Origin of the sequence: Sphingomicrobium lutaoense, assembly GCF_014195685.1 — a bacterium.
GTDB classification, from domain to species: Bacteria; Pseudomonadota; Alphaproteobacteria; order Sphingomonadales; family Sphingomonadaceae; genus Sphingomicrobium; species Sphingomicrobium lutaoense.
Window position 1 is genome coordinate 312,356 of the sequence record NZ_JACICF010000001.1, and the last position, 22,796, is coordinate 335,151.

At 64.2% G+C, this 22,796-nt stretch carries 22 protein-coding genes and 1 tRNA gene; 13 read left to right on the plus strand and 10 right to left on the minus strand.

Annotated features, from left to right (window positions below; translation table 11 throughout):
• The first annotated feature begins 9 nt into the window (after positions 1 to 9).
• From hemB to FHS50_RS01510, 3 genes are read left to right on the plus strand one after another with little or no spacing between them, the layout of a single operon-like run.
• Positions 10 to 990 carry a porphobilinogen synthase gene (hemB, locus tag FHS50_RS01500; protein ID WP_183932589.1) on the plus strand — a complete coding sequence of 327 codons (981 nt, stop codon included), beginning with the start codon at positions 10 to 12 and terminating at the stop codon, positions 988 to 990.
• Positions 987 to 2,255, plus strand: a complete 1,269-nt coding sequence (locus FHS50_RS01505) for an APC family permease (protein WP_221184814.1) — start codon at positions 987 to 989, stop codon at positions 2,253 to 2,255. Before hemB ends, FHS50_RS01505 begins: the two co-directional genes overlap by 4 nt.
• Entirely contained in the window at positions 2,252 to 2,842 is a 591-nt protein-coding gene (locus tag FHS50_RS01510; protein WP_183932590.1) for a GNAT family N-acetyltransferase, read from the plus strand. The genes FHS50_RS01505 and FHS50_RS01510 overlap by 4 nt, the downstream gene beginning before the upstream one ends.
• On the opposite strand, the gene FHS50_RS01515 is transcribed toward FHS50_RS01510, so the two are convergent.
• Entirely contained in the window at positions 2,820 to 3,317 is a 498-nt protein-coding gene (locus FHS50_RS01515; RefSeq protein WP_183932591.1) for a hypothetical protein, read from the minus strand. The two genes, FHS50_RS01510 and FHS50_RS01515, sit on opposite strands and share 23 nt — an antisense overlap.
• A gap of 107 nt (positions 3,318 to 3,424) precedes the next feature.
• Here FHS50_RS01515 and FHS50_RS01520 point away from each other — a divergent pair.
• Positions 3,425 to 3,501: transfer RNA gene (locus FHS50_RS01520), tRNA-Arg, on the plus strand.
• Positions 3,502 to 3,555: 54 nt separating this feature from the next.
• Here the strand turns inward: FHS50_RS01520 and FHS50_RS01525 are convergent.
• On the minus strand, positions 3,556 to 3,714 hold the full coding sequence (locus tag FHS50_RS01525; protein ID WP_183932593.1) for a hypothetical protein: 159 nt from the start codon (positions 3,712 to 3,714) through the stop codon (positions 3,556 to 3,558).
• A 163-nt stretch (positions 3,715 to 3,877) separates the two neighbouring features.
• Here FHS50_RS01525 and FHS50_RS01530 point away from each other — a divergent pair, with 163 nt between their 5' ends.
• Complete coding sequence (locus FHS50_RS01530; protein ID WP_183932594.1) at positions 3,878 to 4,174, plus strand: hypothetical protein; 297 nt, start codon at positions 3,878 to 3,880, stop codon at positions 4,172 to 4,174.
• Here the strand turns inward: FHS50_RS01530 and FHS50_RS10815 are convergent.
• From FHS50_RS10815 to FHS50_RS01555, 5 genes are all read right to left on the minus strand, one after another.
• Positions 4,119 to 4,469, minus strand: coding sequence for a hypothetical protein (locus FHS50_RS10815; protein WP_343050573.1), 351 nt, complete (start codon positions 4,467 to 4,469; stop codon positions 4,119 to 4,121). The two genes, FHS50_RS01530 and FHS50_RS10815, sit on opposite strands and share 56 nt — an antisense overlap.
• Before the next feature lie 77 nt (positions 4,470 to 4,546).
• Complete coding sequence (locus FHS50_RS01540; protein ID WP_183932595.1) at positions 4,547 to 5,806, minus strand: N-succinylarginine dihydrolase; 1,260 nt, start codon at positions 5,804 to 5,806, stop codon at positions 4,547 to 4,549.
• The gene (locus FHS50_RS01545; protein WP_183932597.1) at positions 5,803 to 6,825 is read right to left on the minus strand and encodes an arginine N-succinyltransferase; all 1,023 of its coding nucleotides are present in this window, start codon (positions 6,823 to 6,825) and stop codon (positions 5,803 to 5,805) included. Before FHS50_RS01545 ends, FHS50_RS01540 begins: the two co-directional genes overlap by 4 nt.
• On the minus strand, positions 6,822 to 8,027 hold the full coding sequence (locus FHS50_RS01550) for a hydrolase (RefSeq protein ID WP_407696059.1): 1,206 nt from the start codon (positions 8,025 to 8,027) through the stop codon (positions 6,822 to 6,824). The genes FHS50_RS01545 and FHS50_RS01550 overlap by 4 nt, the downstream gene beginning before the upstream one ends.
• A gap of 37 nt (positions 8,028 to 8,064) precedes the next feature.
• A complete protein-coding gene (locus FHS50_RS01555; protein WP_183932601.1) occupies positions 8,065 to 8,538 on the minus strand; it encodes an RNA pyrophosphohydrolase in 474 nt (157 codons plus the stop codon).
• 98 nt (positions 8,539 to 8,636) lie between these two features.
• Between FHS50_RS01555 and FHS50_RS01560 the strand changes: the two genes are divergently transcribed.
• From FHS50_RS01560 to FHS50_RS01580, 5 genes are all read left to right on the plus strand, one after another.
• A complete protein-coding gene (locus FHS50_RS01560; protein ID WP_183932602.1) occupies positions 8,637 to 10,508 on the plus strand; it encodes a 2-oxoacid:acceptor oxidoreductase subunit alpha in 1,872 nt (623 codons plus the stop codon).
• A gap of 79 nt (positions 10,509 to 10,587) precedes the next feature.
• Positions 10,588 to 11,598 carry a 2-oxoacid:ferredoxin oxidoreductase subunit beta gene (locus FHS50_RS01565; protein ID WP_183932604.1) on the plus strand — a complete coding sequence of 337 codons (1,011 nt, stop codon included), beginning with the start codon at positions 10,588 to 10,590 and terminating at the stop codon, positions 11,596 to 11,598.
• Positions 11,599 to 11,614: 16 nt separating this feature from the next.
• On the plus strand, positions 11,615 to 12,535 hold the full coding sequence (locus tag FHS50_RS01570; protein WP_183932606.1) for a metal-dependent hydrolase: 921 nt from the start codon (positions 11,615 to 11,617) through the stop codon (positions 12,533 to 12,535).
• Positions 12,477 to 13,919 (plus strand): cryptochrome/photolyase family protein, encoded by a 1,443-nt coding sequence (locus FHS50_RS01575; RefSeq protein WP_183932608.1) that lies wholly within the window; start codon positions 12,477 to 12,479, stop codon positions 13,917 to 13,919. The genes FHS50_RS01570 and FHS50_RS01575 overlap by 59 nt, the downstream gene beginning before the upstream one ends.
• Positions 13,919 to 15,163, plus strand: a complete 1,245-nt coding sequence (locus tag FHS50_RS01580) for an SAM-dependent methyltransferase (protein ID WP_183932610.1) — start codon at positions 13,919 to 13,921, stop codon at positions 15,161 to 15,163. The genes FHS50_RS01575 and FHS50_RS01580 overlap by 1 nt, the downstream gene beginning before the upstream one ends.
• On the opposite strand, the gene FHS50_RS01585 is transcribed toward FHS50_RS01580, so the two are convergent.
• Positions 15,160 to 15,876 carry an SDR family NAD(P)-dependent oxidoreductase gene (locus FHS50_RS01585; RefSeq protein ID WP_183932611.1) on the minus strand — a complete coding sequence of 239 codons (717 nt, stop codon included), beginning with the start codon at positions 15,874 to 15,876 and terminating at the stop codon, positions 15,160 to 15,162. The two genes, FHS50_RS01580 and FHS50_RS01585, sit on opposite strands and share 4 nt — an antisense overlap.
• An 8-nt stretch (positions 15,877 to 15,884) precedes the next feature.
• Positions 15,885 to 17,330 carry an amidophosphoribosyltransferase gene (purF, locus tag FHS50_RS01590; protein WP_183932613.1) on the minus strand — a complete coding sequence of 482 codons (1,446 nt, stop codon included), beginning with the start codon at positions 17,328 to 17,330 and terminating at the stop codon, positions 15,885 to 15,887.
• Positions 17,331 to 17,457: 127 nt separating this feature from the next.
• On the opposite strand from purF, the gene FHS50_RS01595 reads away from it, so the two are divergent.
• From FHS50_RS01595 to FHS50_RS01605, 3 genes are read left to right on the plus strand one after another with little or no spacing between them, the layout of a single operon-like run.
• Positions 17,458 to 17,883, plus strand: coding sequence for a hypothetical protein (locus FHS50_RS01595; protein WP_183932615.1), 426 nt, complete (start codon positions 17,458 to 17,460; stop codon positions 17,881 to 17,883).
• A 35-nt stretch (positions 17,884 to 17,918) separates the two neighbouring features.
• Positions 17,919 to 18,299 carry a MerR family transcriptional regulator gene (locus tag FHS50_RS01600; protein WP_183932616.1) on the plus strand — a complete coding sequence of 127 codons (381 nt, stop codon included), beginning with the start codon at positions 17,919 to 17,921 and terminating at the stop codon, positions 18,297 to 18,299.
• A gap of 2 nt (positions 18,300 to 18,301) precedes the next feature.
• On the plus strand, positions 18,302 to 20,098 hold the full coding sequence (locus FHS50_RS01605; RefSeq protein WP_183932618.1) for an acyl-CoA dehydrogenase C-terminal domain-containing protein: 1,797 nt from the start codon (positions 18,302 to 18,304) through the stop codon (positions 20,096 to 20,098).
• A 25-nt stretch (positions 20,099 to 20,123) separates the two neighbouring features.
• Here FHS50_RS01605 and FHS50_RS01610 read toward each other — a convergent pair whose 3' ends face one another.
• A complete protein-coding gene (locus FHS50_RS01610; protein ID WP_183932620.1) occupies positions 20,124 to 22,796 on the minus strand; it encodes a putative bifunctional diguanylate cyclase/phosphodiesterase in 2,673 nt (890 codons plus the stop codon).

Sequence of the window (22,796 nt, forward strand, 5' to 3'; positions counted from 1 at the left end):
GCATGGTCCATGAGCCATTATCCCGCCCTGCGCATGCGCCGTCGCCGTTCCGCGTCCTGGATGCGCGCCATGCTCACCGAGCACCGCCTCCATCCGTCCGATTTCATCTGGCCGTTGTTCGTCTGCGAAGGGGAAGGGGAGGAACAGCCCATTTCTGCGTTGCGCGGGGTGCATCGCTATTCGATCGACCGGCTGGTCGAGAAGGTGCGCCAAGCCAAAGAAGCGGGCATTCCCTGCATCGCGCTCTTCCCCAACACCCCCGAGGACAAGCGCCATGAGGAAGAGGCGCTCGACCCCGATAATCTCATCTGCCGAGCGGTGCGCGCGGTGAAGGACAAGGTGCCGGATATCGGGGTGATGACCGATGTCGCGCTCGATCCCTATACGCCGCACGGCCATGACGGCGTGCTCGCCGAGGATGGCAGCGTCGACAATGACCGCACGGTCGAACTGCTCGCACGGCAGGCGGTGGTGCAGGCCGAGGCGGGCGCCGACATCGTCGCGCCTTCGGACATGATGGACGGGCGCATCGGCGCGATCCGCGACGCGCTCGAAGAGGCGGGCCATCCCAATGTCGCGATCATGGCCTATTCGGCCAAATATGCTTCTTCGCTCTATGGCCCCTTCCGCGAAGCGGTCGGCTCGAGCGACCGGCTCAAAGGCGATAAGAAGGGCTATCAGATGAATCCCGCCAATGGCGGCGAGGCGCTGGCCGAGGTCGAACTCGACATGGACGAAGGCGCCGACTTCGTGATGGTCAAACCCGGCCTTCTCTATCTCGACGTCGTCGCACGGACGGTCGATGCCTTCGACATTCCGGTCTTCGCCTATATGACCAGCGGCGAATATGCGATGATCGAGGAAGCGGCGGCGGCAGGCGCGGGGGATCGCGATGCCATGCTGATGGAGGCGCTCACTGCCTTCAAGCGCGCGGGCGCGACGGGCATATTGTCCTATCATGCGCTCGAAATGGCGCGCCGCCTCGGATGACGAAAAGCCCCGGCCATTATCGCCGCGACATGGGGACGCTCGGCGTCCTTTTCCTTGTCGTCAACGGCCTCATCGGCGCGGGCATCTTCGGGCTTCCCGAGATTCTCCATGTCGCGGTCGGCGCCTTCGCGCCTTGGCTGCTGCTGTTGGGCGGCATGCTCGTCATGACGATCGTGCTCTGCTTCGCGCAATTGACTCGCCTCACTGACCGGTCGGGCGGGCCGCAACGCTTCGTCACCGATGCCTATGGCCGTTTCGCGGGCTTCCAGATCGGCTGGCTCTTCTTTTCGGCGCGCCTCATCAGCCAGGGCGCCAACGTGCTCGTGCTTGCTGCCTATGCGGCGGCTCTCTGGCCCGTGCTGGGCGAAGGCGTCGCGCGCACCGCGCTCATCGTCGCGGTGCTGGGCGGGCTCACGCTCGTCAACATCTTCGGCATCCGCCGCGTGGTCACGATCCTCGGCGCGATGACCTTCTTGAAGCTGCTGCCGCTCATCCTGCTGATCCTCTTCGGCTTGGCCGCGGCAAGCACGCCCGGTCCCGTCGCGCTGCCCCAGTTCAGCGCCGTGGAAGGCATTGCACTGGCCGCGCTCTACGCTTTCGTGGGCTTTGAAAATGCCACCATCCCGGCGGGCGAGACGCGCGATCCGCGCCGCGCCATGCCGCGCGCTTTGCTCCTCGGGCTGGCGCTGGTGACGATGATCTATTTCGGGCTGCAATGGGTCTATAGCCATTCGCCCATCGCGGGCAGCGGCCCCGATGCCCCGCTCACCACGCTCGCGGGCCTGTTGGGCGGCGATGCCGGGGCATGGCTCATCGCCGCGACCATCGTCTTGTCGGTGCTCGCCAATCTCACCGCGGGCCATACCTCGGCCAGCCGCATGCCCCCCGCGCTCGCCGACGATGGTCTCCTCCCCGCATGGTTCGGACAGGTCTCGCGCTGGGGAACCCCCGCCAATTCGATTGCCTTCTTCGGCGCGGGCGCGATCCTCTTCGCCTTGAACAGCAGCTTCCTCGCGCTCGCGATCATCTCCACGCTGGCGCGCCTCATCGCCTATATCGCCTCGATCCTCTCGCTTCCGCGCCTCCGCAAGGCCGCGGGCCTCCCAATGTTCGACGCCCTCACGCTCCTCGCCGCGCCCATCGCGCTGGCGCTCAGCATCTGGGCGACCTTCCAGACCAACGCCGGCCAATGGCAGGCCCTCGCCGCTTTCGTGGCAATAGGAACTTTCCTATATTTCATCGCCCGCCGGACCCCCCGATCATGACCGACCAGCAAACCGTTGCAGTAACCGACCGCCTCCTCCTCAAGACCTGGCGCGAAGAAGACAGCCGCCGCTTCTGGGAAGTGATGAACACCCCCGCCGTGATGAAATGGCTCGGCGGCCCGCAACCCTTCGAAAGCTGGCACGAAGGCTTCGCCCGCCTCCAGACCTACCAGCGCGACTATGGCCATTGCTTCTGGCTGGTCGAACGGCAGAGCGACGGCATGCTGCTCGGCTTCTGCGGGTTGAAGAAAATCAACTACGAAGGCGCCCCCAACATGGGGATGCCCGAGATCGGCTGGCGCTTCCGCGAGGAAGCCTGGGGCAAGGGCTATGCCAAGGAAGCGGCGATCGCCTGCCTCGACCTGGGCTTCGACCGTTTCGGCTATGACGAAATCACCGCGGTGACGGTCAGCGGCAACGAGGGCAGCTGGGGGCTGATGCTGCGCCTTGGCATGCGCGAACGGGAGGAACTCGCCTTTCACGACCTCAAGTACAGCCCGCTTTACGGTCCGGCGCGGCAGTGGGTGATCACCAAGGACGAGTGGGCCGCCGAGCGGCCCCGGGTCATGGCGTCAGCTGCCCGGTAAGACGGTCGATCAGCGCGGATTGGCGGGCATCGATCTCGGCAACGCGCGCAGCGGCTTCGGCGATGGCGGCGCGGTTGGCGGGTGCCACCCATGCTTCGCGCGCCACCCGCCCGGTCGCCAGCTGGTCGAGGTCGGCGAGCGCCCGGATCGTCGGTGCACGGGCGGCATCGAGACGCGAGAGCATTTTTTGTGCTGCGGTCCAGCTTTCGCTGCCCGGCGCGCCTGCCGAGGCGACAAGGGACCGGGCCTGGGGCGCAAAGGCATCGAACGCGGCTTCGCCTTCGCGGGCGCGGGCAATGAGCTGTTCGATTTCGCGGGCGAGGGTGACTTCGCCGGGGCCCGCGGGTTCGGATTCGACCGGAAGCCGTGGATCGATCGCTTCGGCCGGACGATAGTCGAGCGAAGGCGCGTCGATCGCGGGGCCACAGGCCGCAAGACCGGCAGCCAGAAAGAGGGGAAGGGCAGGGCGTTTCACGGCCACTCTTCTAGGTGCAGCAAGATGTTGCGGCAATCACTTTGCGGATCGCGGACATTATGGGGTTGCAAGGCGCCTAAGAGGCCACTAATGCCCCGCAAGACCAAGCGCCCGTAGCTCAGCTGGATAGAGTACCTGACTACGAATCAGGTGGTCGGAGGTTCGAATCCTTCCGGGCGCGCCACTAATAGGAAAGGGCCGCGCGATCCGTTCGCTGCGGCCCTTTTTCCTTGGTGGGTCAGATGGAGACGGCCTGGGCCTGTTCGGCCCGCCGCGCGAAGCGTGCGGCCAATGCCTCATGTCGGGAGCGCGCTTGCGGCGTAATGGCCCGGATGGCCATGAGCCGTTCCTGTGCGGCGCGGCGCAGATAGAAGCGATGATCGGATTCGGTTCGCATACTCGTCCTCACTCACCTGTCGATTCGTAAAAACAGACGGAGACTGACGACAAATGGTTGAGAGACCGTAAAGAAATCGGACCCGTCTTGTTTCGCCCCGCCCAGCCATTAGATTGGCATCATGCGAACGCTTCTTGCCGCTCTTGCCCTTGCGACCCTGCCAATGCCTTCACCAGCCCTGGCACAGGCCAGCGATTTCACGCTGGTCAACGGAACGGGGCAGGCGCTGGGCAACCTCTCGATCCGCCGGACCGGAAGCGAGGAATGGCGTCCGTTGGGAGCGGCGCCGACCGTCGGGGCGAGTTCGGCCATTGCCTTTAATGATCCCGATTGCGCTTTCGACATTCGCGCCTCGGGCGCCAATGGCAGTGCCCTCACATGGTCGGGGGTCAATCTCTGCGAAGTCAGCGCCGTGACGTTGCGCTTGGCAGCTGGGACGCCTTACGTCGAATATCGCTGATGCGCCGATGGCGGCGCGGACGATGCGCCCGCTTGCGCAGTCTCGTCTGCGGCAAATAGGGGCCGGCAGCCACGGCAGGCTTTTCAGGCCGGGCACGCACCGCGTCGAGCAGCTTCGCGCCCGCAATGAAGGGCAGGGCCAGACAGCAGGCAAAGAGCAGAAGCCCGCCCGATCCGGGATATTGCTGGAGATAGACTTGCCCGCGCGAAATGGCCCCCAGCGCGATCGCATAGGTCACGGCATAGGCCTCGAAGCGCGTCTTGATGACGAACAGGCGGGCAAGCTTCTTTACCATCGACATTGGTTAAGCAAACGCCGTGCCAAGCACGGTGTTCCGCCAAAAATGTCTTTATGCGAATGGTAAACTGTTAATTAATTCGACGAAAGTTCGCCCAATTCCATCAATTCGAGAATCGCGTTGCGCGCATCCCTGACGGCGCGGACGAGCGTCTCGCTCTGCAATTCGCGACCGTCGATTTCCTCGGGCCAATAGGCTTTGACGACTTCCGCCATGCGATCGAGCTTGTCGGGGTCCACCAGAAAGCGCGGATCGACCCGGGCGGGGTCGCAGGCCACGCGCAAGCGCAGGCAGGCGGGACCGCCGCCATTGGCCATCGACTGGCGCACGTCCACCACCTCGACGCGGCGGATCGGCCCGTTGCTGGCGAGATGCGCCTGGAGCCAGGTCCAGACGCTTTCGGTCTCGCGGCATTCCTCGGGCACGACGAGAGTCATTTCGCCGTCGGGCGGCGTGACCAATTGCGCGTTGAACAGATAGGAACGGATCGCGTCGTCGAGCGGAACGTCGGCACCCGACACCTCGACATATTCGAGCGAGGGGAAGCGTTCGCGGATCGCCTCGACCGAGCCGTCGCGGTCGGCGAAGGCCTTTTCATGGGCAAACAGCACGCGTTCGTTTGCAACGGCGACCACGTCATTGTGGAAGGCGCCGGCGGCGATCGCTTCCTCGGACTGCTGGATATAGAGCGTCCGGTCCGGCGACAGGCCGTGGAGGCGGGCAATCGCCCGGCTCGCCTCGATATGCTGGCGAGCGGGATAGGGTCCGCCCGAGACGCCATAGACGAAAATCTCAAGTCCCGATTGCCCATGCTCTTCAGTGAGGCGCATGAAGTTGGCGGCGCCTTCATCGCCGAAAGCGGGCGGCACCGGGTCATGCACAGCAAAAGCCGACCCGTCGGCGAAAGCGAGCCTGAGCTGACGAAGCGTATCGGGCCATTCATGGCTGCGGTGCGCCATGGTCTTGAGATTGGCAACGGTGAGATGGCAGCGGCCATCGCCGGTATCGGGCGCGGGCGACACGGTCGCCGCATTGGCCGCCCACATCGAGGAAGCCGACATGGCATTGGCGGCGAGCGCATGGTTGCACAGGTGGAAATCGGCGCCGAGCGCTGCGAGCCAGTCATTATTTGGACGGGGCAGCGGCATGAAAACGCCCTGGACGAGGCCGAGCCCGATGTTGGCGCGCATCTTCTCGATGCCCTGCAGCGCGGCAGCGCGGGGGCGCGAGATGTTGCCGGCGTGCCGGGTGGAAGCCAGATTGCCGAGGCTGAGGCCCGCATAATTGTGGCTGGGGCCGATCAGCCCGTCGAAATTGATTTCACGGATGGTCATCGGCGGTTCACCGCGAGAAGCATGTCGCCTTCCTTCACCTCGAGCATCTTTGCCGCCTGCGGATCGAGGCGGAGGCCGCCGTCGGCATCCTTGTGCGCATGGGCATAGCAGCAGCGGAAATCCTCGAGTTTGCCGGTGGCGACGAGCATTTCCACGTCGCCCTCTTCTTCGCCCGTGCCGGCGAAGGCGATTTCATTCGCATCGCGCACCGACTTGATGCGGTCGGTCTTGGCGATAACGGTGGGGCCGCCATCGAAAATGTCGACATAGCCGTCCCAGGCAAAGCCTTCCTTTTCGAGCATGCGCAGCGCGGCGCGGCCCGAGGGATGGGGCTGTCCGATCACCGCGCGGGCGCTTTCGGGCAGCATGTTGATGTAGATCGGCGTCGAGGGCATCAGGTCGGCGATGAACTGGGTGCCATGAACGGCATTGAATTCATCGGCTTCGGGGAAGGACATGCCGAAGAAGCGGCCCGCCAGCGCATCCCAGAAAGGCGAATGCCCCGCTTCGTCCATCACGCCGCGCAATTCGGCCAGCGTGCGATCGCCGAACCGTGCGCGATGCTGCTTGATGAACAGATAGCGCGAGCGCGCGAGGAGAAGGCCGAGCCCGCCCGCCCGTTCGTGGGGATGGAGGAAAAGCCCGCCCACTTCGCTCGACCCTTCGAGATCGGTGACCAGGTTGAGGAGCTGGTTGCGGAAGGTGCGCTCCAGCTCCTTGCTGTGCTGGGTGAGCGTGGTGATGCGATAACTGTAGAAGGGCTGGGTGGTGCCGACCTCGCCGAAGACCTGGCAGGTGCCGCGGATTCGGCCCGTCGCGTATTCCTCGAGCATGAAGATGTAGAGATCGCCCGACTGCTCGTCGCCGTCGCGCGCGAAGCCCGCCGAGGAGGATTCGAGCTTTTTCGCCAGCGTTTCGCGCTCGGCAGGCAGGTTGGTGAAACCGCCGCCCGTCAGCTTGGCAAGGTCGTAGAGCGCATCGAGATCGTCGGGCCTCGCGGCGCGGATCCGGTGGGTCATGAATGGACAATCCTCAAAATGGTCAGCGCCGACAGCGCCGCCCGTTCGGCGAGGCTGTCGACGATCATGAATTCGTCGGGGGAGTGGATCGAGCCGCCGCGCACGCCCATCGTGTCGACGACCGGCACATTCTTCGCGGCAATGTTGTTGCCGTCGCAGACGCCGCCCGTGGCGCGCCAGCCGATTTCCTGCCCGAGGTCGCGGCCTGCCTCCTGCACCAGATGGAACAGCTTCTCCATCGGAGGCGTCATCGGCTTGGGCGGCCGGGCAAAGCCGCCATGCCGCTCGATCCGCACCTCATGTTCGCGGGCGACCGCGGCGGCGCTTTCCTCGAGGAGCCGTTCGGCCCGTGCCTGGTCTTCGGTCGATACGGGGCGCAGGTTGACGCGCAGGATCGCGAGGTCAGGGACGACATTGTTAGGACTGCCGCCGTCGATCTTCGCGGGATTGACCGACAGCGTGTCGTCCATCCCGGCCTTGAGGCGCAGCGCAAGATCGGCCGCGGCGACCAGCGCATTGCGGCCGTCGCGCGGATTGCGCCCCGCATGAGCCGACTTGCCATGGATGGTGAAGCTGAAATTGCCGCTTCCGCCGCGCGCTCCCGCCAGCGTGCCGTCGGGCAGGGCCGAAGGTTCGTAGGTGAGGCCCGCTTTCTTGCCGCTGGCGAGCGAAGCGATGAGAGCGGCGCTCGACAGGCTGCCGACCTCCTCGTCGCTATTGATGAGAACGTCATATCCGAAGTTGGCGGCGCAGTCGGGATCGGCCTCGATCGCCCGGAGAGCGGCGAGCATCACCGCGATGCCGCCTTTCATGTCGGCGACGCCGGGACCTCCGAGGACCTTGTCCTGATCGATCCAGTGCAGTTGCTGGAAGGGGTGATCGACGGGAAAGACCGTGTCCATATGGCCGGTGAAGATGAGCTGCACCGGCGCGTCGGGGCGGACCGAGAGATGGAGATGCCTTCCATGGGGCAGTTCATATTCGCGGCCCTGCTCGTCGACCGCGGTGACGGGCGCGGGATCGACCATGCGCACATCGCCCGGCAGCGCCGAGAAGGCGTCGGCAAGTTCGCTGCCCATCGCGGCGAGCCCGTCGAGATTGCGCGAACCCGAATTGATCGCCGCCCAACGTTCGACGCTGGCCAGCATCTCGGCCTGGCCGGACTGTGCCCGTTCGACCGCGGCGCGTTCCCTCTTGTTCATCTCGCCCATGGCCCGGCCTCCTAGCGCGGCAATGCGGCTAAAGCCAGCGCGCGAATCCCTCGATGATCGCGCGGTACATGTCGCGCTTGAAGGGGACGATGAGGTCGGGAAGCTGGCGCGGCGAAACCCATTGCCAGGCCGAAAATTCCGGATGGTCGGTGGCGATGTTCACATCGCTGTCGCGGCCTTCGAATCCGGCGAGGAACCAGTGCTGCCTCTGTCCGGCATAACGGCCGCCCCAGAGGTTTTCGCGCAGCCCTTCGGGGATGTCGTAGACGAGGTCGAGCATGGGGGCTTTCTCGACGCGCTGGACGAGCGAGGGAGCGATGCCGGTTTCCTCTTCCAGTTCGCGCAGAGCGCCCTGCCAGCTGTCTTCGCCGGGGTCGATTCCGCCCTGCGGCATCTGCCATGCGGGGCCCGGATTATCGATGCGCTGGCCCACCCAGGCGAGGCGGTCGCGGTTGAGGAGCATGATGCCCGCACCGAAACGATATGGCTTGTCGCTGTTCATGGCTGCGCCCTAGCGTAATTTTCGGGGGTAGCGAAGCGCCCTTCACGGCTCTAAGGGCAGCCACTAGATAAGATTGAGCAGTTAAGGAAATGGTCGCGATGGTTGCAGCCACCCACACATTGCATGGAGACGAGGATCTCGCCCAGAGCGAAGCGGTGGTCGTGCGCTTTGCCGGCGACTCCGGTGACGGGATGCAGCTGACGGGCGGGCAGTTCACTTTGTCGACCGCGCTGGCCGGGAACGACCTGGCGACTTTCCCCGACTTTCCGGCCGAAATCCGTGCGCCGCAGGGGACGACCTTCGGCGTGTCGGCTTTCCAGATCAATTTCGGGTCGGCGGCGATCGAGACCGCAGGCGACCAGCCCGACGTGCTCGTCGCGATGAACCCGGCGGCGCTCAAGGTGAATGTCGAGGCGCTGCGCGAAGGCGGCCTCATCATTGCCGACAGCGGCGAGTTTTCGAAGCGCAACCTCGCCAAGGCGGGGTATGAGGTCAATCCGCTCGAGGACGGGAGCCTGGCGCGCTGGCAATTGCTGGCGTTCGACATCTCGGCGCGCACGCTCGAGGCGGTCAAGGATTTCGGGCTTTCCAACAAGGAAGCGCTCCGGTCGAAGAATATGTGGACGCTGGGCCTTGCCCTGTGGATGTTCGACCGCGACCGCCAGCCGATCATCGACTGGCTCAAGACCAAGTTCGCCAAGAAGCCCGAGATCGCCGAAGCGAATATCGCGGCCCTCAACGCAGGCCATGCCTATGGCGAGACCGCCGAAATCGGTGGGCATGTGAAGCAGCAGCATATCGCGCCCGCTCCGGCGGAGCCCGGGCTTTACCGCACCGTCACCGGCGCGGAATCGCTGGCGGTCGGCTTGGTCGCGGGGGCGCGGCTGGCGGGGCTTCCGATGTTCTTCGGCAGCTATCCGATCACGCCCGCGAGCCCGCTTCTCCATCACCTGTCGCGGCTCAAGGAATTCGGGATCACCACCTTCCAGGCCGAGGACGAGATCGCGGCGATCTGCGCGGCGCTGGGTGCCAGCTATGCGGGTAGCCTTGGCGTGACCTCTTCGTCGGGGCCGGGGATCGCGCTCAAGACCGAAGCAATCGGGTTGGCGGTGATGACCGAACTGCCGCTGGTGATCGTCAATTCGCAGCGCGGCGGGCCGTCGACCGGCCTTCCGACCAAGACCGAGCAGTCCGATCTTTACCAGGCGGTGTATGGCCGCAATGGCGATGCCCCCTTGCCGGTGATCGCCGCGGCTTCGCCCGCCGACGCCTTCGACTGCGCGATCGAGGCGTGCCGGATCGCGACCCGCTACATGACGCCGGTGATGCTGCTGACCGATGGCTATATCGCCAATGCCGCCGAGCCCTGGAAGGTGCCGGACATGGGTGAATATGCCGAATTCCCCGTCGAGTTCGCGACTGCGCCCGAAGGCGATTTCACGGTGAAGCCCTATGCGCGCAACGAAGATGGCGCGCGCCCCTGGATCAAGCCCGGGACGCCCGGCCTCGAGCATCGCATCGGGGGCATCGAGAAGGCGCCCGAAACGGGCGACATCGACTATTCGCCCAAGGCCCATTCGCTGATGACCGCGCAGCGCGCCGAGAAGATCGCCAATGTCGCCGACAGCATCCCCGACCAGGACGTGTGTCTCGGTGAAAATGGCGGGAAACTGGCGATCGTCGGCTGGGGTTCGACCTTCGGGCCCATTCACCAGGCCGTTCGCCGCGCGCGCAAGCAGGGCATGGACGTGGCGCATATCCATATCCGCCACATCTGGCCTTTCCCGAAGAATCTCGGCGATCTCCTGCGGTCCTACGATCGCATCATCGTGCCCGAGATGAACATGGGCCAACTCAAGACCATGCTGCGCGACCAGTTCCTCGTCGATGCCCAGCCGCTCAACAAGGTGTCGGGCCAGCCGTTCCGCATCGCCGAGCTTGAAAAGGCGATCGTGGAGGCGCTGTCATGAAACAGTTGAACATCTGGCCGCTCTTGGCCTTGTTGGCGATCGTCCTCTTCCTCATATGGTGGCTGGCTGGAGGCATGGCATGAACGAAGTGACCAAATTGACCGCGAAGGACTGGGCCAGCGACCAGGAAGTGCGCTGGTGTCCGGGCTGCGGCGACTATGCCGTGCTCAAGGCCGTTCAGCGGACCATGCCCGAGCTTGCCGAAAGCCTCGAGAAGACGGTGTTCATTTCGGGCATCGGCTGTTCGAGCCGCTTTCCCTATTACATGGCTTCCTACGGCTTCCACACCATCCATGGCCGCGCGGCGGCGATCGCGACGGGCGTAAAGCTGGCCAATCCCGAACTCGATGTCTGGATCATCACGGGCGACGGCGATGCCTTGAGCATCGGCGGCAATCACACGATGCATCTCTTGCGCCGTAACCTCGATTGCCAACTGCTCTTGTTCAACAACGAGATCTACGGCCTCACCAAGGGGCAATATTCGCCCACCAGCCGGATCGGCACCCGCAGCCCGTCGACGCCTTTCGGTTCGGTCGACCGGCCTGCGTTGCCCGCGGCCTTCGCGCTGGGTGCCGGAGCGCGGTTCATCGCGCGCGGTATCGACGTGAACAAGAAGCTCACCGATGTCCTGAAGGCGGGCCATGCCCATCGCGGCGCGGCCTTCATCGAGATCTACCAGAACTGCATCGTCTATAATGACGAGGTTTTCGCTCCCTTCACCGATCGCAAGGTGGCATCGGAAAAGCAGCTCTGGCTCGAGGCCGGGGAAAAGATGCTCTTTGCCGACGGGGAGAAGGGCATTGCCTATGACGCGTCGACCAACGCGCTCAAGGTGGTGAGCGGGGACAGCGAGGAAGTGCTGGTCCACGATCCGAAGAACCGGTCGATGGCGCTGATGCTGGCCGAAATGCCTGCGGACATCTTCCCGGTGGCGCTGGGGATTCTCTACGAAGATCCCGCGCCGACCTTCGATTCCGCAGTTGTCGAGCAGAACCGCAGCGTGGCCGAAGGCAAAAATGCCGACCTCCAGGCGCTGGTCGCCAAGGGGCAGAGCTGGCAGGTCACCAAGGAACCGCGCGAAGTCTGAGGCGTCCTACCGCCTTATGGACAATCTCACGCATAGCCTGGCAGGCGCCCTGTTGGGCCATATGGGCCTGCGCAAGCGGACCCCGCTGGCGATGCCGACGCTGATCATTGCGGCGAACCTTCCCGACCTCGACGCCTTTGCGACCTTGAGCGGGATCGAGAGCCTCGCGGTGCGGCGCGGCATTACCCATGGGCCGCTGGCGATGTTGGTGCTGCCCGCGATCTTGACGGTCATTATGCTTGTCTGGAACCGCTGGCGACCCGCCAAGGGCGAGGTGCGCGCGGGCTGGCTGCTTCTTTGCGCCTATATCGGCACGCTGAGCCATCCGGCACTCGACTGGCTCAACAGCTATGGCATCCGCTTTCTCGAGCCCTTTTCGAGCCGCTGGTTCGCGGGCGATACCCTGTTCATCATCGACCTGTGGGTCTGGGGGCTGCTTGCCCTCGGGGTGTTCACGAGCTGGCGTTGGCAAAAGCGGGGACGGCGGCTGGCCACTGCGCCGGCATGGACCGCATTCTTCCTGATCTGCGGCTATATCTTCGCCAACGGACTGATCACCGGCAGCGCCGAGCAGCAGGCGAAAAAGATCGTTTCGCGCCAATGGGCAGTCGAACCGGGCCTTGTCGTCGCCAGCCCCGTTCCGTTCAAATTCTGGGAGCGGAAGATGCTGTGGCGCGGGGGCGGCGTCTATGGCAGCGGAAGCTATGCCTTGTTCAAGGGGCCACGGCTGGTCGGCAAGCCCAAGGATACGGGGCTGGGCGATCCGCGGCTGGCGGCGGCGCGCGAGCGGCCTGACGTGCGCGCCTATCTTTTCTGGTCGCGCATGCCGATCGTGATCGAGCGCGAAGGGCGGGCCTATCTTGCCGACCAGCGGTTCAATGGGGCATTGGTGGGAGATCGTTTCATGGTTCCCCTGGAGGACGCACCCACTGGCTGACAGGCCGATCATCTGCTGGTTTCGCCGCGATCTAAGATTGTCGGACCAGGCAGCGCTTCGCGAAGCCGTGAGCGAGGGGCCGGTCATCCCGATTTACGTCCTGGACGATGAAAGCCCAGGCGACCGGAAGATGGGCGCTGCCTCGCGTTGGTGGTTGCATCACAGCCTGACGAGCCTTGCGGACAGTCTCGAGGAAAAGGGATCGCGGCTCATTCTGCGGCGCGGTCGGGCCGACGAAGTGATCGCGCGGCTGGCCGAGGAAACGGGCGCGCGCAAGGTTCATGCGCTGCATCATTACGAGCCCTGGTGGAAAAAGTGCGAGGAAAGGCTGGCCGGGCAGGTCGAGCTTTGCCTGCATGACGGCAATTATCTCGAACCGCCGGGCGCGGTGACGACGGGAAGCGGCGATCCTTACAAGATCTTCACCCCCTTCTGGCGGTCGCTGCGCGAACGGATGCCGCCTGCCGAACCGCAGCGAAGGCCGCAAAAGATCGACGCTCCCGACAGCTGGCCAGAAAGCGAGGTGCTGGCGGATTGGGAGCTGCTTCCTACCAGCCCCAATTGGGCCAAGGAGATGGAAGGCTATTGGGTTCCCGGAGAAGAGGGAGCGCGGCGCCGGTTGGCGGCGTTCGAGGACAATGCCTCGGCCTATGACGGGCAGCGCAATCTTCCTTCCGAGGAAGGCACGTCGAGCCTGTCGCCGCACCTGCATTTCGGAGAGATATCGCCTGCCACCGTCTATCACCGCGTGATGAACGCGGGCGGTTCGGTCGCGGTCTTCCTCAAGGAATTGGGGTGGCGCGATTTTGCGCAGAACATCATCTGCCAGTTCCCGGACTATGGCGAGAAGGGTTATCGCGACCAGTTCGCGCAGTTAGAATGGCGCGACTTCCGCTCGTCCTCGGCGCGCGAGGATTTCGAGGCGTGGAAGGAGGGGCGGACCGGATACCCGATCGTCGATGCGGGGATGCGGCAGCTTTGGGCGATCGGCTGGATCCACAACCGAGTGCGGATGATCGTCGCGAGCTTTCTCATCAAGCACCTGCTGATCGACTGGCGCGAGGGTGAGCAATGGTTCTGGGATACGCTGGTCGATGCCGATTACGGATCGAACAGCACCAACTGGCAATGGGTCGCGGGGACGGGCGTGGACAGCAACATGTTTCCGCGCATCATGGCGCCGCTCGGCCAATCCGAAAAATTCGATGCGGCCGACTATATCCGGCAATGGGTGCCCGAACTGGCCGACCTGCCGGACAGTGCCATCCACGACCCGCATGCGGCGGGATGTTGTCCCGAGGGCTATCCCGCAAAGCGGATCGGACATAAGGAAGCGCGGCAGCGTGCGCTGGCGGTCTATGGGGAAATGAAGTCGAGTAGCTGATGGCAAGCAGAGGGGATCATCTGGTTCGCGCAGGACGGCACTTCGCATCCGGCGGCACGGTCGCGGGACGGCTGCTTGCGCCCATGTTCACGGGGATCGTGAAACAGCTCGACCAGCGGCTGGCGCGGGGCGGGATCGATGCGACGCTTCCCGACGGGAGCCGCCGCCGCGTCGGCTTCAATGCGCCGGGACCGGTGGCTGTGGTGCATCTCAAGAGCTGGACCGCGCTGGTGCGGCTAGCGCTGACCGGGTCGGTGGGTTGGTACAAGGCCTGGGCGGCGGGCGAATGGGCCTCGCCCGATCCGGTGTCGCTGTTCGAACTGTTCATGGCCAACGCGGTCAGCCTTGGCGATGTCGCGCGCGCCAAGGGCCCCACGCGTTGGATCAACGCGGCGGCACACCGGTTGCGCGACAATGGCCTTTTGCAGGCGCGCGAGAATATCGCGGCGCATTATGACCTCGGCAATGATTTCTACTCGGCCTGGCTCGACCCGAGCATGAGCTATTCGGCGGCCCGTTTTGCAGAGGGCGACGATCTGGAGCAGGCGCAGCGTCGCAAGGTCGGCCTGCTTCTCGACCGGCTCGACATCCGGCCAGGCACGCGGCTCTTGGAAGTGGGTTGCGGCTGGGGTTCGCTGGCGATCGAGGCCGCGAAACGGGGGGCAGAGGTCACCGGATTGACCTTGTCTACAGAGCAGAAAAGTTATGCGGAAGAAAAGATTGCCGCAGAGCAATTGTCTGATCGGGTCGAGATCAGACTTCAGGATTATCGGGAGATTTCCGAGCAATTCGACGCCGTAGCGTCGGTCGAAATGGTCGAAGCGGTCGGGGAAAGGTGGTGGCCGGCCTATCTCGATGCCATCGCTTCCAACCTGCGGCCCGGCGGGCGTGCGGCGCTTCAATATATCTCGATCGATCACCGACTGTTCGAGGATTATCGCAAGAGCGCGGATTTCATCCAAGCCTATATCTTCCCGGGCGGCATGCTGCTCGACGAGCCGCGCTTCTCCGCGCTGGCGCGCGAGCGCGGCTTGAGTTGGGAAGATCGCGATGGCTTCGGGCTCGACTATGCCCGGACCTTGGCGATCTGGCGCGAGCGTTATGACGCGGCGGTCGGGCGCGGCGAGCTCGAGGAGTTCAGCAGCGCCTTCCACGATTTGTGGCGATATTATCTGATGTATTGCGAAGGCGGATTCCGCGGGGGCGGAATCGATGTCGCACAGGTCACGATGGTGAAGGCCTAGCCTTCGACCCGCATCCGTTCGCCGGTCGGGCAATCGGACTGGATGCGTTCGCAGATCGCGTCAGCCACCGTTTCGGGTCCCTTGAGAGTGTCGGGATTCTCGCCCGGAAAGGCGCGGGCGCGCATCTTGGTGCGGGTGGCACCCGGATCGACGATATGCACGCGGATCTTGCCGGCATTGGCATGTTCGTCGGCATAGGCGCCGAGCAGCGTGTCGAGAGCCGCCTTGGAGGCGCCATAGGCTCCCCAGAAGGCGCGCGGTTCGGCCCCCACCGAGGAAGTGAGCCCGACCAGTTCGGCGCGTTCGGACCGGCGCATCATCGGATCGAAGGCAGCGATCAGGGCCTGGTTGGCGAGGAGGTTGAGGCTGATCAGCCGGGCGAATTCCTTCCCGTCGATATGTTCGACAGGGCCAAGCGAGCCGAGCGTGGCAGCGTTGAGCACCATGATGTCGAGCGCCTCCCAACGCTGCGAAATCGCATGGGCGAGCTTGCCGATCGCGCCATCGGCGAGAAGGTCGAGCGGAGCGAGCGTGGCGCTTCCGCCTGCGGCATGGATGCGTTCCTCGACGGATTCCATCTCGCCCGCGGTGCGCGCCACCATGACGACATGAGCGCCGCGTGCGGCCAATGCTTCGGCGGTGGCGGCGCCGATTCCGCGGCTAGCCCCGGTAACAAGCGCCAGCTTGCCCTCGAAAGGACGATCGGTCGTCATGGAAAATCCTATGTGTTGGAGACGAGGCTGAGCTGCTCGGGCGGCTCATTCTCGAAATCGGTCAGATGGGTGGGATAGTCGCCCGAGAAGCAGGCGTCGCAGCGCTGCGGGGCCTGGCTGTCGCGTTCGTCGCCGAGCGCGCGATAGAGGCCGTCGAGCGTGATGAAGGCGAGGCTGTCTGCCTTGATATAGTCGCGCATGCCCTCGATCCCCATCTGCGCGGCGATGAGCTTGGACCGCTTGGGCGTATCGACGCCGTAGAAGCAGCTATGGCGGGTGGGGGGCGAAGCGATGCGCATATGCACTTCGCGTGCGCCGGCATCGCGCATCATCTGGACGAGGCGGAGCGAAGTGGTGCCGCGCACCACGCTGTCATCCACCAGCACGACCGACTTGCCCGCGATGAGCGCCGAATTGGCATTATGCTTGAGCTTCACGCCGAGGTGGCGGACGTCCTGCGTCGGTTGGATGAAGGTGCGGCCGACATAATGAGAGCGGATGATGCCCAGTTCGAAGGGGATGTGCGCGGCCTGGCTGAAACCGATGGCGGCGGGCACGCCGCTATCGGGGATGGGCACGACGAAGTCAGCATTGCAGGGCGCTTCGCGCGCCAGTTCGGCACCGATCGCCTTGCGGGTCTCATAGACCGAGGTGCCCTCGATGATGCTGTCGGGGCGCGAGAAATAGACATGTTCGAAAATGCAGGGGCGGGGCCGGGCAGGTTCGAACGGGCGGAAGCTGCGTAGCCCCTCGTCGTTGACGACGATCATCTCGCCCGGATCGACTTCGCGGATGAAAGTCGCGCCGATGACGTCGAAGGCTACGCTTTCGGAGGCGAAGATGGTGGCTTCGCCCAGCTTGCCCATCACGAGCGGGCGGATGCCGAGCGGATCGCGGCAGGCCACCAGTCCTTCGGGCATCAGGCAGACGAGCGAATAGGCGCCCTCGACGTGGCGGAGCGCATCGGTGAGCCGGTCGACCGGCTTTTCCTTCTGGCTGGTCGCGACGAGATGGATAATGACCTCGGTGTCGCTGGTCGATTGGAAGATCGAGCCACGGCGGTTGAGTTCGCTACGCAGCGTCATGGCATTGGAGAGGTTGCCATTGTGAGCGAGTGCGAAGCCGCCCATTGCCAAGTCGGCGTAGAGCGGCTGGACGTTGCGGAGCGCGGTTTCGCCGGTGGTCGAATAGCGCACATGGCCGATGCCCGCGGGTCCGGCGAGCTTGCGGATCACCTTGGGCTTGTCGAAGGTGCCGCCGACATGGCCCATCGCCCGATACTGGTGATAATTGGTCCCGTCGAAGCTGACGACGCCCGCCGCTTCCTGGCCGCGATGCTGGAGGGCGTGCAGGCCGAGCGCAACGAGGCTCGAGGCCTGTTCGGCGCCCCAGACGCCGAAGACGCCGCACTCTTCCTTGAGCTTGTCGTCGTCGAAGGGATGGGTCGTCAGCATGGCGAATCCTGTCGGGTCGGTGGCGCGCCCGGCCCCTATAGTGGCGTGGGCCTTCTCTCGCCACCCCAATCGGTTAGGAGCGCAAGGGGAATTGAGAAGGGGTGCCGCCTCGTGCAAGGCTGGCCCCATGAAAGTCGCTGCCCCCATGCTCGCCTTGCTTCTGTCTGCCTGTTCGGCGACCGAGCAATCCCAGCCTTCCGAAACGGCGGCCAGCCTGCCCGATGGCTTGTGGATGGCCGATGAGCGGTCGGGGCTGTGCAAAGCGGGCGAGGAGGCCGCTTACGTGATCCATGCCGCCGATGGCAGCAATTGCATGGCGCAGGGCGCCATCGAGCAAGGCGAGACGGGGCTGTCGTTCCGGCCGCGCGGTGATGCGAACTGCACCGTCCCCATCTCCATGGACGGCGAGGGACTGGTGATCGGATCGGGCGCCGATGCGTGCGATTATTATTGCGCGGGCAGCGCGAGCCTGCCGAGCCCGCTGCTACGCAGTGCCGGAGAAAATCGGGCCATTCTCAAGGACGGCGGCGGCGATCCCATCTGCCCCGACTGATTGACCTTTACGGAAACGTAAAGTAAGGCGAGCGCATGCTTGCTGAATCGAAAAGCTACACCATCGGGCAGATGTGCGAGGAATTCGGCATCACCGCCCGGGCGCTTCGTTTCTACGAAGACGAGAATCTCATCACCCCGCGACGCAATGGCACCCAGCGGCTCTATTCGGAGCGTGACCGGGCGCGCGTGGCGTGGATCCTGCGCGGTAAGCGCGTGGGCTTCAGCCTCTCGGAAATCGGCGAACTCCTCGACCTTTATGACTTGGGCGATGCGCGTCAGACGCAGCGCCTCGTCACGCTCGAGAAGTGCCAGGAACGGATCGATGCGCTTCGCCGCCAACGGCTAGACATCGACGCGACCATCGAAGAGCTGGAGGGCTTCGTCAGCCTGCTCCAGCAGGAAAACAAGGAATAGTCATGCCTCTTTACGAAGCGCCCGTCACCGACACCAAATATGTCCTCGACCATATCGTCGGGCTGCAGAATTATTCCAACCTGCCGGGGTTCGAGAATGCGACTCCCGACATCGTCGAGGCGATCCTTTCCGAAGGCGGCAAGTTCGCGGCCGAAGTGCTGGCGCCGCTCAACCGGTCGGGCGACGAGGAGGGCTGCACGCGGCACGAGGATGGTTCGGTGACCACGCCCAAGGGTTTCAAGGAAGCCTATAAGCAGTTCTGCGACGGGGGCTGGACCACGTTGTCGGCTCCGGTCGAATATGGCGGGCAGGGGCTGCCCCAGATTCTCGCCACCGCGATCAGCGAATATGTGCTGTCGGCGAACCAGAGCTTCGAGATGTATCATGGCCTTACCGCAGGCGCGATCGCCTCGATCATCGTCAAGGGATCGGACGAGCAGAAGCAGACCTATCTGCCCAAGATGATCGCCGGGACCTGGACCGGCACGATGAACCTGACCGAGCCGCATTGCGGGACCGATCTCGGGCTCCTCAAGACCAAGGCGGTGCCGCAGGATGATGGCACCTACAAGATCAGCGGGACCAAGATCTTCATCTCCTCTGGCGAGCATGACCTGTCGGAGAACATCATCCATCTCGTTCTCGCCAAGATGCCCGACAGCCCCGACAATGTGAAAGGCATCTCGCTGTTCATCGTGCCCAAATTCCTTGTCAACGAGGACGGGTCGCTGGGCGAACGCAATGCCGTGAGCTGCGGGTCGATCGAGGAAAAGATGGGCATCCATGCCAATTCGACCTGCGTCATGAATTATGACGGGGCGACGGGCTATCTCATCGGCGAGAAGGAAAAGGGCCTCGCCGCCATGTTCATCATGATGAATGCCGCGCGCCTCGGCGTCGGGCTTCAGGGGCTCGCGCAGGGTGAGGTCGCCTATCAGAACGCCGTCGCCTATGCGAAGGATCGCCGTCAGGGTCGCGCGCTCGACCCGTCGATGCGCGATTCCGATGCCAAGGCCGACACCCTCTTCGTCCATCCCGACGTGCGCCGGATGTTGATGGATGCGCGCGCCTTCAACCAGGCGGCGCGTGCGCTCATCCTCTGGGGTGCCTTGCAGGTCGACCTGTCGCGCAAGGCCCAGGACGAGGCGCAGCGCGAGAAGGCGGACGACCTCATTTCGCTGCTGACTCCCGTCATCAAGGGCTATCTGACCGACAAGGGATTCGAGACCGCGGTGCAGGCACAGCAGGTATTCGGCGGGCATGGCTATATCCGCGAGTGGGGGATGGAGCAGTTCGTCCGCGATGCGCGCATCGCCCAGATCTACGAAGGCACCAATGGCGTGCAGGCGATGGATCTTGTCGGGCGCAAGCTCGGCCAGAATGGCGGGCGCGCCGTGCGGGCTTTCTTCGAGGTGCTGGCCGAGGATATTGCTGCTGCCAAGGCGGCAGGCGATCCGGGCGGTGTTGCCGAGCCGCTCGAAAAAGCGGTCGGTCATTTGCAGGGCGCGACCATGTGGCTGGCGCAGAACGCGCCGCAGAACCCCAACCATGCCGGGGCGGGCGCCTATGCCTATATGGACCTTATGGGCCTCGTCACGCTGGGCTGGATGTGGATGAAGATGGCGGCGGTGAGCGACGGTCTCAAGACCGAGCCGGGCGAGGATGTCGACTTTCACCAGGCCAAGCTGGTGACGGCCCGCTATTATGCCGAGCGCTGGCTGCCCGAGGCCTCGGCGCTGCGCCGCAAGGTCGAGGCGGGTGCCGATACGGTGATGGAATTGGCAGTGGACGCTTTTTGAGCGGGGGTATGACGGTGGCCGGGGGCTATTCGCCTTCGGCCACTTCTGCCTGGTAATTGGCGTGCCAGGAAGGGGCGACCGACATGGCGTCCTTGTTCCGCTGCTTCTTGGGCGCGAGCCGCGCCATGTCGAAGACGCCGTCGAACTTCATTCCGAAACGTTCCTGCGTCGCCCAGCGCACTTCGCCGACCACCGGTCCGACGCCGACGATGTCGAGCGTGACCGACTGGCCCGGGCGCACCTCGACTTCGCCTTCGACCAGCGCGCCCATCAGCGAAATGTTGCGAAGGCGCACTTCGGTCGGTTGGCCGCCGGAGGACATGATCGCGCGGCGCATCAGGCGCTGGCGCGGTTCGCGCTGCGAGCTGTAGCCATCGGGCTCGACCGTCGCGCTTTCGGCCAGTTCGCGCGCCTTTTCGGCGGGTGCGGGTTTTCCGAAGATATAGCCCTGGATCTGGCTGCAGCCGAGATCGCGGATGAGCGCGAGATCGTCGAAGGTCTCGACGCCTTCGGCGGTGGTATCCATGCCAAGGCTTTCGGCGAGCGTCACGATCGCCTTGATGATTGCGCCGTTGCGGCTGCCCGTGATCGAGGCCCCGCGCACGAAGCTCTGGTCGATCTTGATCTTGTCGAAGGGCGCTTTCTTCAAATAGCCGAGCGAGGAATAGCCCGTTCCGAAATCGTCGAGCGCGAGCCGGACCCCGAGTGCCTTGAGGCGGGCGAAGGTTTCATCGGTTGCCGAGCTGTCGGCGAGGAACACGCCTTCGGTGATTTCCAGTTCGAGACGTTCGGCGCGGAGGCGATGCTTCTGCAGGGTTCCTGCGACGATTTCGACGATCTTGGGGTCGTTGAACTGGATCGGTGAAAGGTTGATCGCGATGCGGATTTCGTCGGGCCATGTCGCCGCTTCGGCGATCGCCTGGTCGAGAACCCAAGCGCCGATCTTGCCGATGAGGCCGCACTCTTCGGCGATGGGTATGAATTTTTCGGGCGAGATGAAGCCCCGGCTGGGATGCTCCCAGCGGATCATCGATTCGAAGCCGCAGACATCTTCGCCGGCGGCGCGGACGATGGGCTGATAGACCATCGACAATTCCTCGCGATCGATCGCTCCGCGCAATTCGTTTTCGAGGATCTGGCGATCCGAGGCCTCGCTGTGCATCGAGGGTTCGAAGAAGCAATGCTGTCCGCGGCCCGCGGCCTTGGCGGCATAGAGCGCGAGGTCGGCGTTGCGCGTGAGGCTGTCGCCGCAGCTTCGGCCCGGGTCGCCGATAGCGATGCCGATCGATGCGCCGATCGTCACATGGTGGCCGTCCACGTCATAGGGACGCGAGACCTGCTCGATCATCGTCTTGGCGAGCGATTCGAGGAGACCAGTCTCTACGATGCCCGGCAGAACGGCCTTGAACTCGTCGCCGCCGAGACGGCCGACCTGGCCATGATTGCCCATCACCGATGTCAGCCGTTCGGCAACCTGGCGGAGGAGCGAGTCGCCCACCGGATGCCCGAGCGTGTCGTTGACATTTTTGAAGCGATCAAGGTCGATCAGGAACAGCGCGCAGCCCTTCTGGCGGCGGGCGGCGTTGCGCAGCGCTTCGTCGAGCGTCTGGCGCATCATCGCGCGGTTGGGCAGGCTGGTGAGGCTGTCGAAGCGAGCGAGGCGAGAAATTTCCTGCTCGGAACGGCGCTGCTCGGTCAAGTCGTTGCCGATGCCTCGGAAGCCGAGGAAACGTCCGCGGTCGCCGAAGATAGGGTTGCCCGAAATCGACCAATAGGCCTCATTCTCGAGCGCCGATTTGACGACCATGTCGCTGAAGGGAAATTTGGCGCTGAGGTGGAAGGAAAGGGTGCGTTCCTCGCGCAGTTCGTCATCATTGTCGTCGGCCGAGATAAGGTCAGTGAACTGGCGGCCGAGGAGGTCCTCGGTCGAGCAGCCGAAGTCGTTGGCGAGCTGTCCCGAGACATAGTTGAGCGTTCCGTCGGCGTCGGTTTCCCAGAACCAGCCGCGGCCCGTGCTTTCGAATTCGGTGACGAAGCGCAGCGCCTGGTGCGCCTTTTCGTCGAGGACGAAGCGGCGGCGGGCAATGGCGATCATGGTGCGCGCATTGGCGATCGCATAGCCGCTCGCCCCGAGAGCAAGCACCGCTGCGCCTGCCGTCAGGGCGCGATTGTCGATGAAGACATGGAGGCCGGTAATGGCGACGAGTCCGCCGAACACCGCAACGGGGGGCGAACTGATCGCGGTCACGGTCATGATCGCGCCGATGCAGCCGAACAGAATGTGGAGGTTGTGCGAATCGGCGGTGGTGCCGTCATCGACGGTCGCTCCGAGATAGACCCAGATCGCCCAGACAAGCGCCACATAGACGGTGATAAGGCGCATCATGATGTGCGGCGAGATATGCAGCTGCGTCCGCTTTTTCATGAGGAGCCAGGCGCCGAGATCGACGATGATGGCACCCATCAGCGTGGCATGGATCGTCCAGTTCATCCCGACATTCACGAGCAAGGCGAGCGCCGCGAAGGCATGCGCGAGCGCGATCAGGATCGGAATGTGGTTAAGATGCTCGATACGCTGCTCGGCAATTATGACTTCATCGCGCGACTCCGGCGCGTGGAGGTCGAACAGCAATGCATCGCGCAGCGAAGCGCGACGACGGCGTTCTTTGGTAACCGTTGAAAAACGTGCCCTAGTCAT

Bases quoted from the DNA above. Each gene is read 5' to 3' on its own strand.
- hemB (WP_183932589.1), top strand. From the start codon at position 10: ATGAGCCATTATCCCGCCCTGCGCATGCGCCGTCGCCGTTCCGCGTCC.
- FHS50_RS01505 (WP_221184814.1), top strand. From the start codon at position 987: ATGACGAAAAGCCCCGGCCATTATCGCCGCGACATGGGGACGCTCGGC.
- FHS50_RS01510 (WP_183932590.1), top strand. From the start codon at position 2,252: ATGACCGACCAGCAAACCGTTGCAGTAACCGACCGCCTCCTCCTCAAG.
- FHS50_RS01525 (WP_183932593.1), bottom strand. From the start codon at position 3,714: ATGCGAACCGAATCCGATCATCGCTTCTATCTGCGCCGCGCCGCACAG.
- FHS50_RS01530 (WP_183932594.1), top strand. From the start codon at position 3,878: ATGCCTTCACCAGCCCTGGCACAGGCCAGCGATTTCACGCTGGTCAAC.
- FHS50_RS10815 (WP_343050573.1), bottom strand. From the start codon at position 4,469: ATGGTAAAGAAGCTTGCCCGCCTGTTCGTCATCAAGACGCGCTTCGAG.
- FHS50_RS01540 (WP_183932595.1), bottom strand. From the start codon at position 5,806: ATGACCATCCGTGAAATCAATTTCGACGGGCTGATCGGCCCCAGCCAC.
- FHS50_RS01545 (WP_183932597.1), bottom strand. From the start codon at position 6,825: ATGACCCACCGGATCCGCGCCGCGAGGCCCGACGATCTCGATGCGCTC.
- FHS50_RS01550 (WP_407696059.1), bottom strand. From the start codon at position 8,027: ATGAACAAGAGGGAACGCGCCGCGGTCGAACGGGCACAGTCCGGCCAG.
- FHS50_RS01555 (WP_183932601.1), bottom strand. From the start codon at position 8,538: ATGAACAGCGACAAGCCATATCGTTTCGGTGCGGGCATCATGCTCCTC.
- FHS50_RS01560 (WP_183932602.1), top strand. From the start codon at position 8,637: ATGGTTGCAGCCACCCACACATTGCATGGAGACGAGGATCTCGCCCAG.
- FHS50_RS01565 (WP_183932604.1), top strand. From the start codon at position 10,588: ATGAACGAAGTGACCAAATTGACCGCGAAGGACTGGGCCAGCGACCAG.
- FHS50_RS01570 (WP_183932606.1), top strand. From the start codon at position 11,615: ATGGACAATCTCACGCATAGCCTGGCAGGCGCCCTGTTGGGCCATATG.
- FHS50_RS01575 (WP_183932608.1), top strand. From the start codon at position 12,477: ATGGGGCATTGGTGGGAGATCGTTTCATGGTTCCCCTGGAGGACGCAC.
- FHS50_RS01580 (WP_183932610.1), top strand. From the start codon at position 13,919: ATGGCAAGCAGAGGGGATCATCTGGTTCGCGCAGGACGGCACTTCGCA.
- FHS50_RS01585 (WP_183932611.1), bottom strand. From the start codon at position 15,876: ATGACGACCGATCGTCCTTTCGAGGGCAAGCTGGCGCTTGTTACCGGG.
- purF (WP_183932613.1), bottom strand. From the start codon at position 17,330: ATGCTGACGACCCATCCCTTCGACGACGACAAGCTCAAGGAAGAGTGC.
- FHS50_RS01595 (WP_183932615.1), top strand. From the start codon at position 17,458: ATGAAAGTCGCTGCCCCCATGCTCGCCTTGCTTCTGTCTGCCTGTTCG.
- FHS50_RS01600 (WP_183932616.1), top strand. From the start codon at position 17,919: ATGCTTGCTGAATCGAAAAGCTACACCATCGGGCAGATGTGCGAGGAA.
- FHS50_RS01605 (WP_183932618.1), top strand. From the start codon at position 18,302: ATGCCTCTTTACGAAGCGCCCGTCACCGACACCAAATATGTCCTCGAC.
- FHS50_RS01610 (WP_183932620.1), bottom strand. From the start codon at position 22,796: ATGACTAGGGCACGTTTTTCAACGGTTACCAAAGAACGCCGTCGTCGC.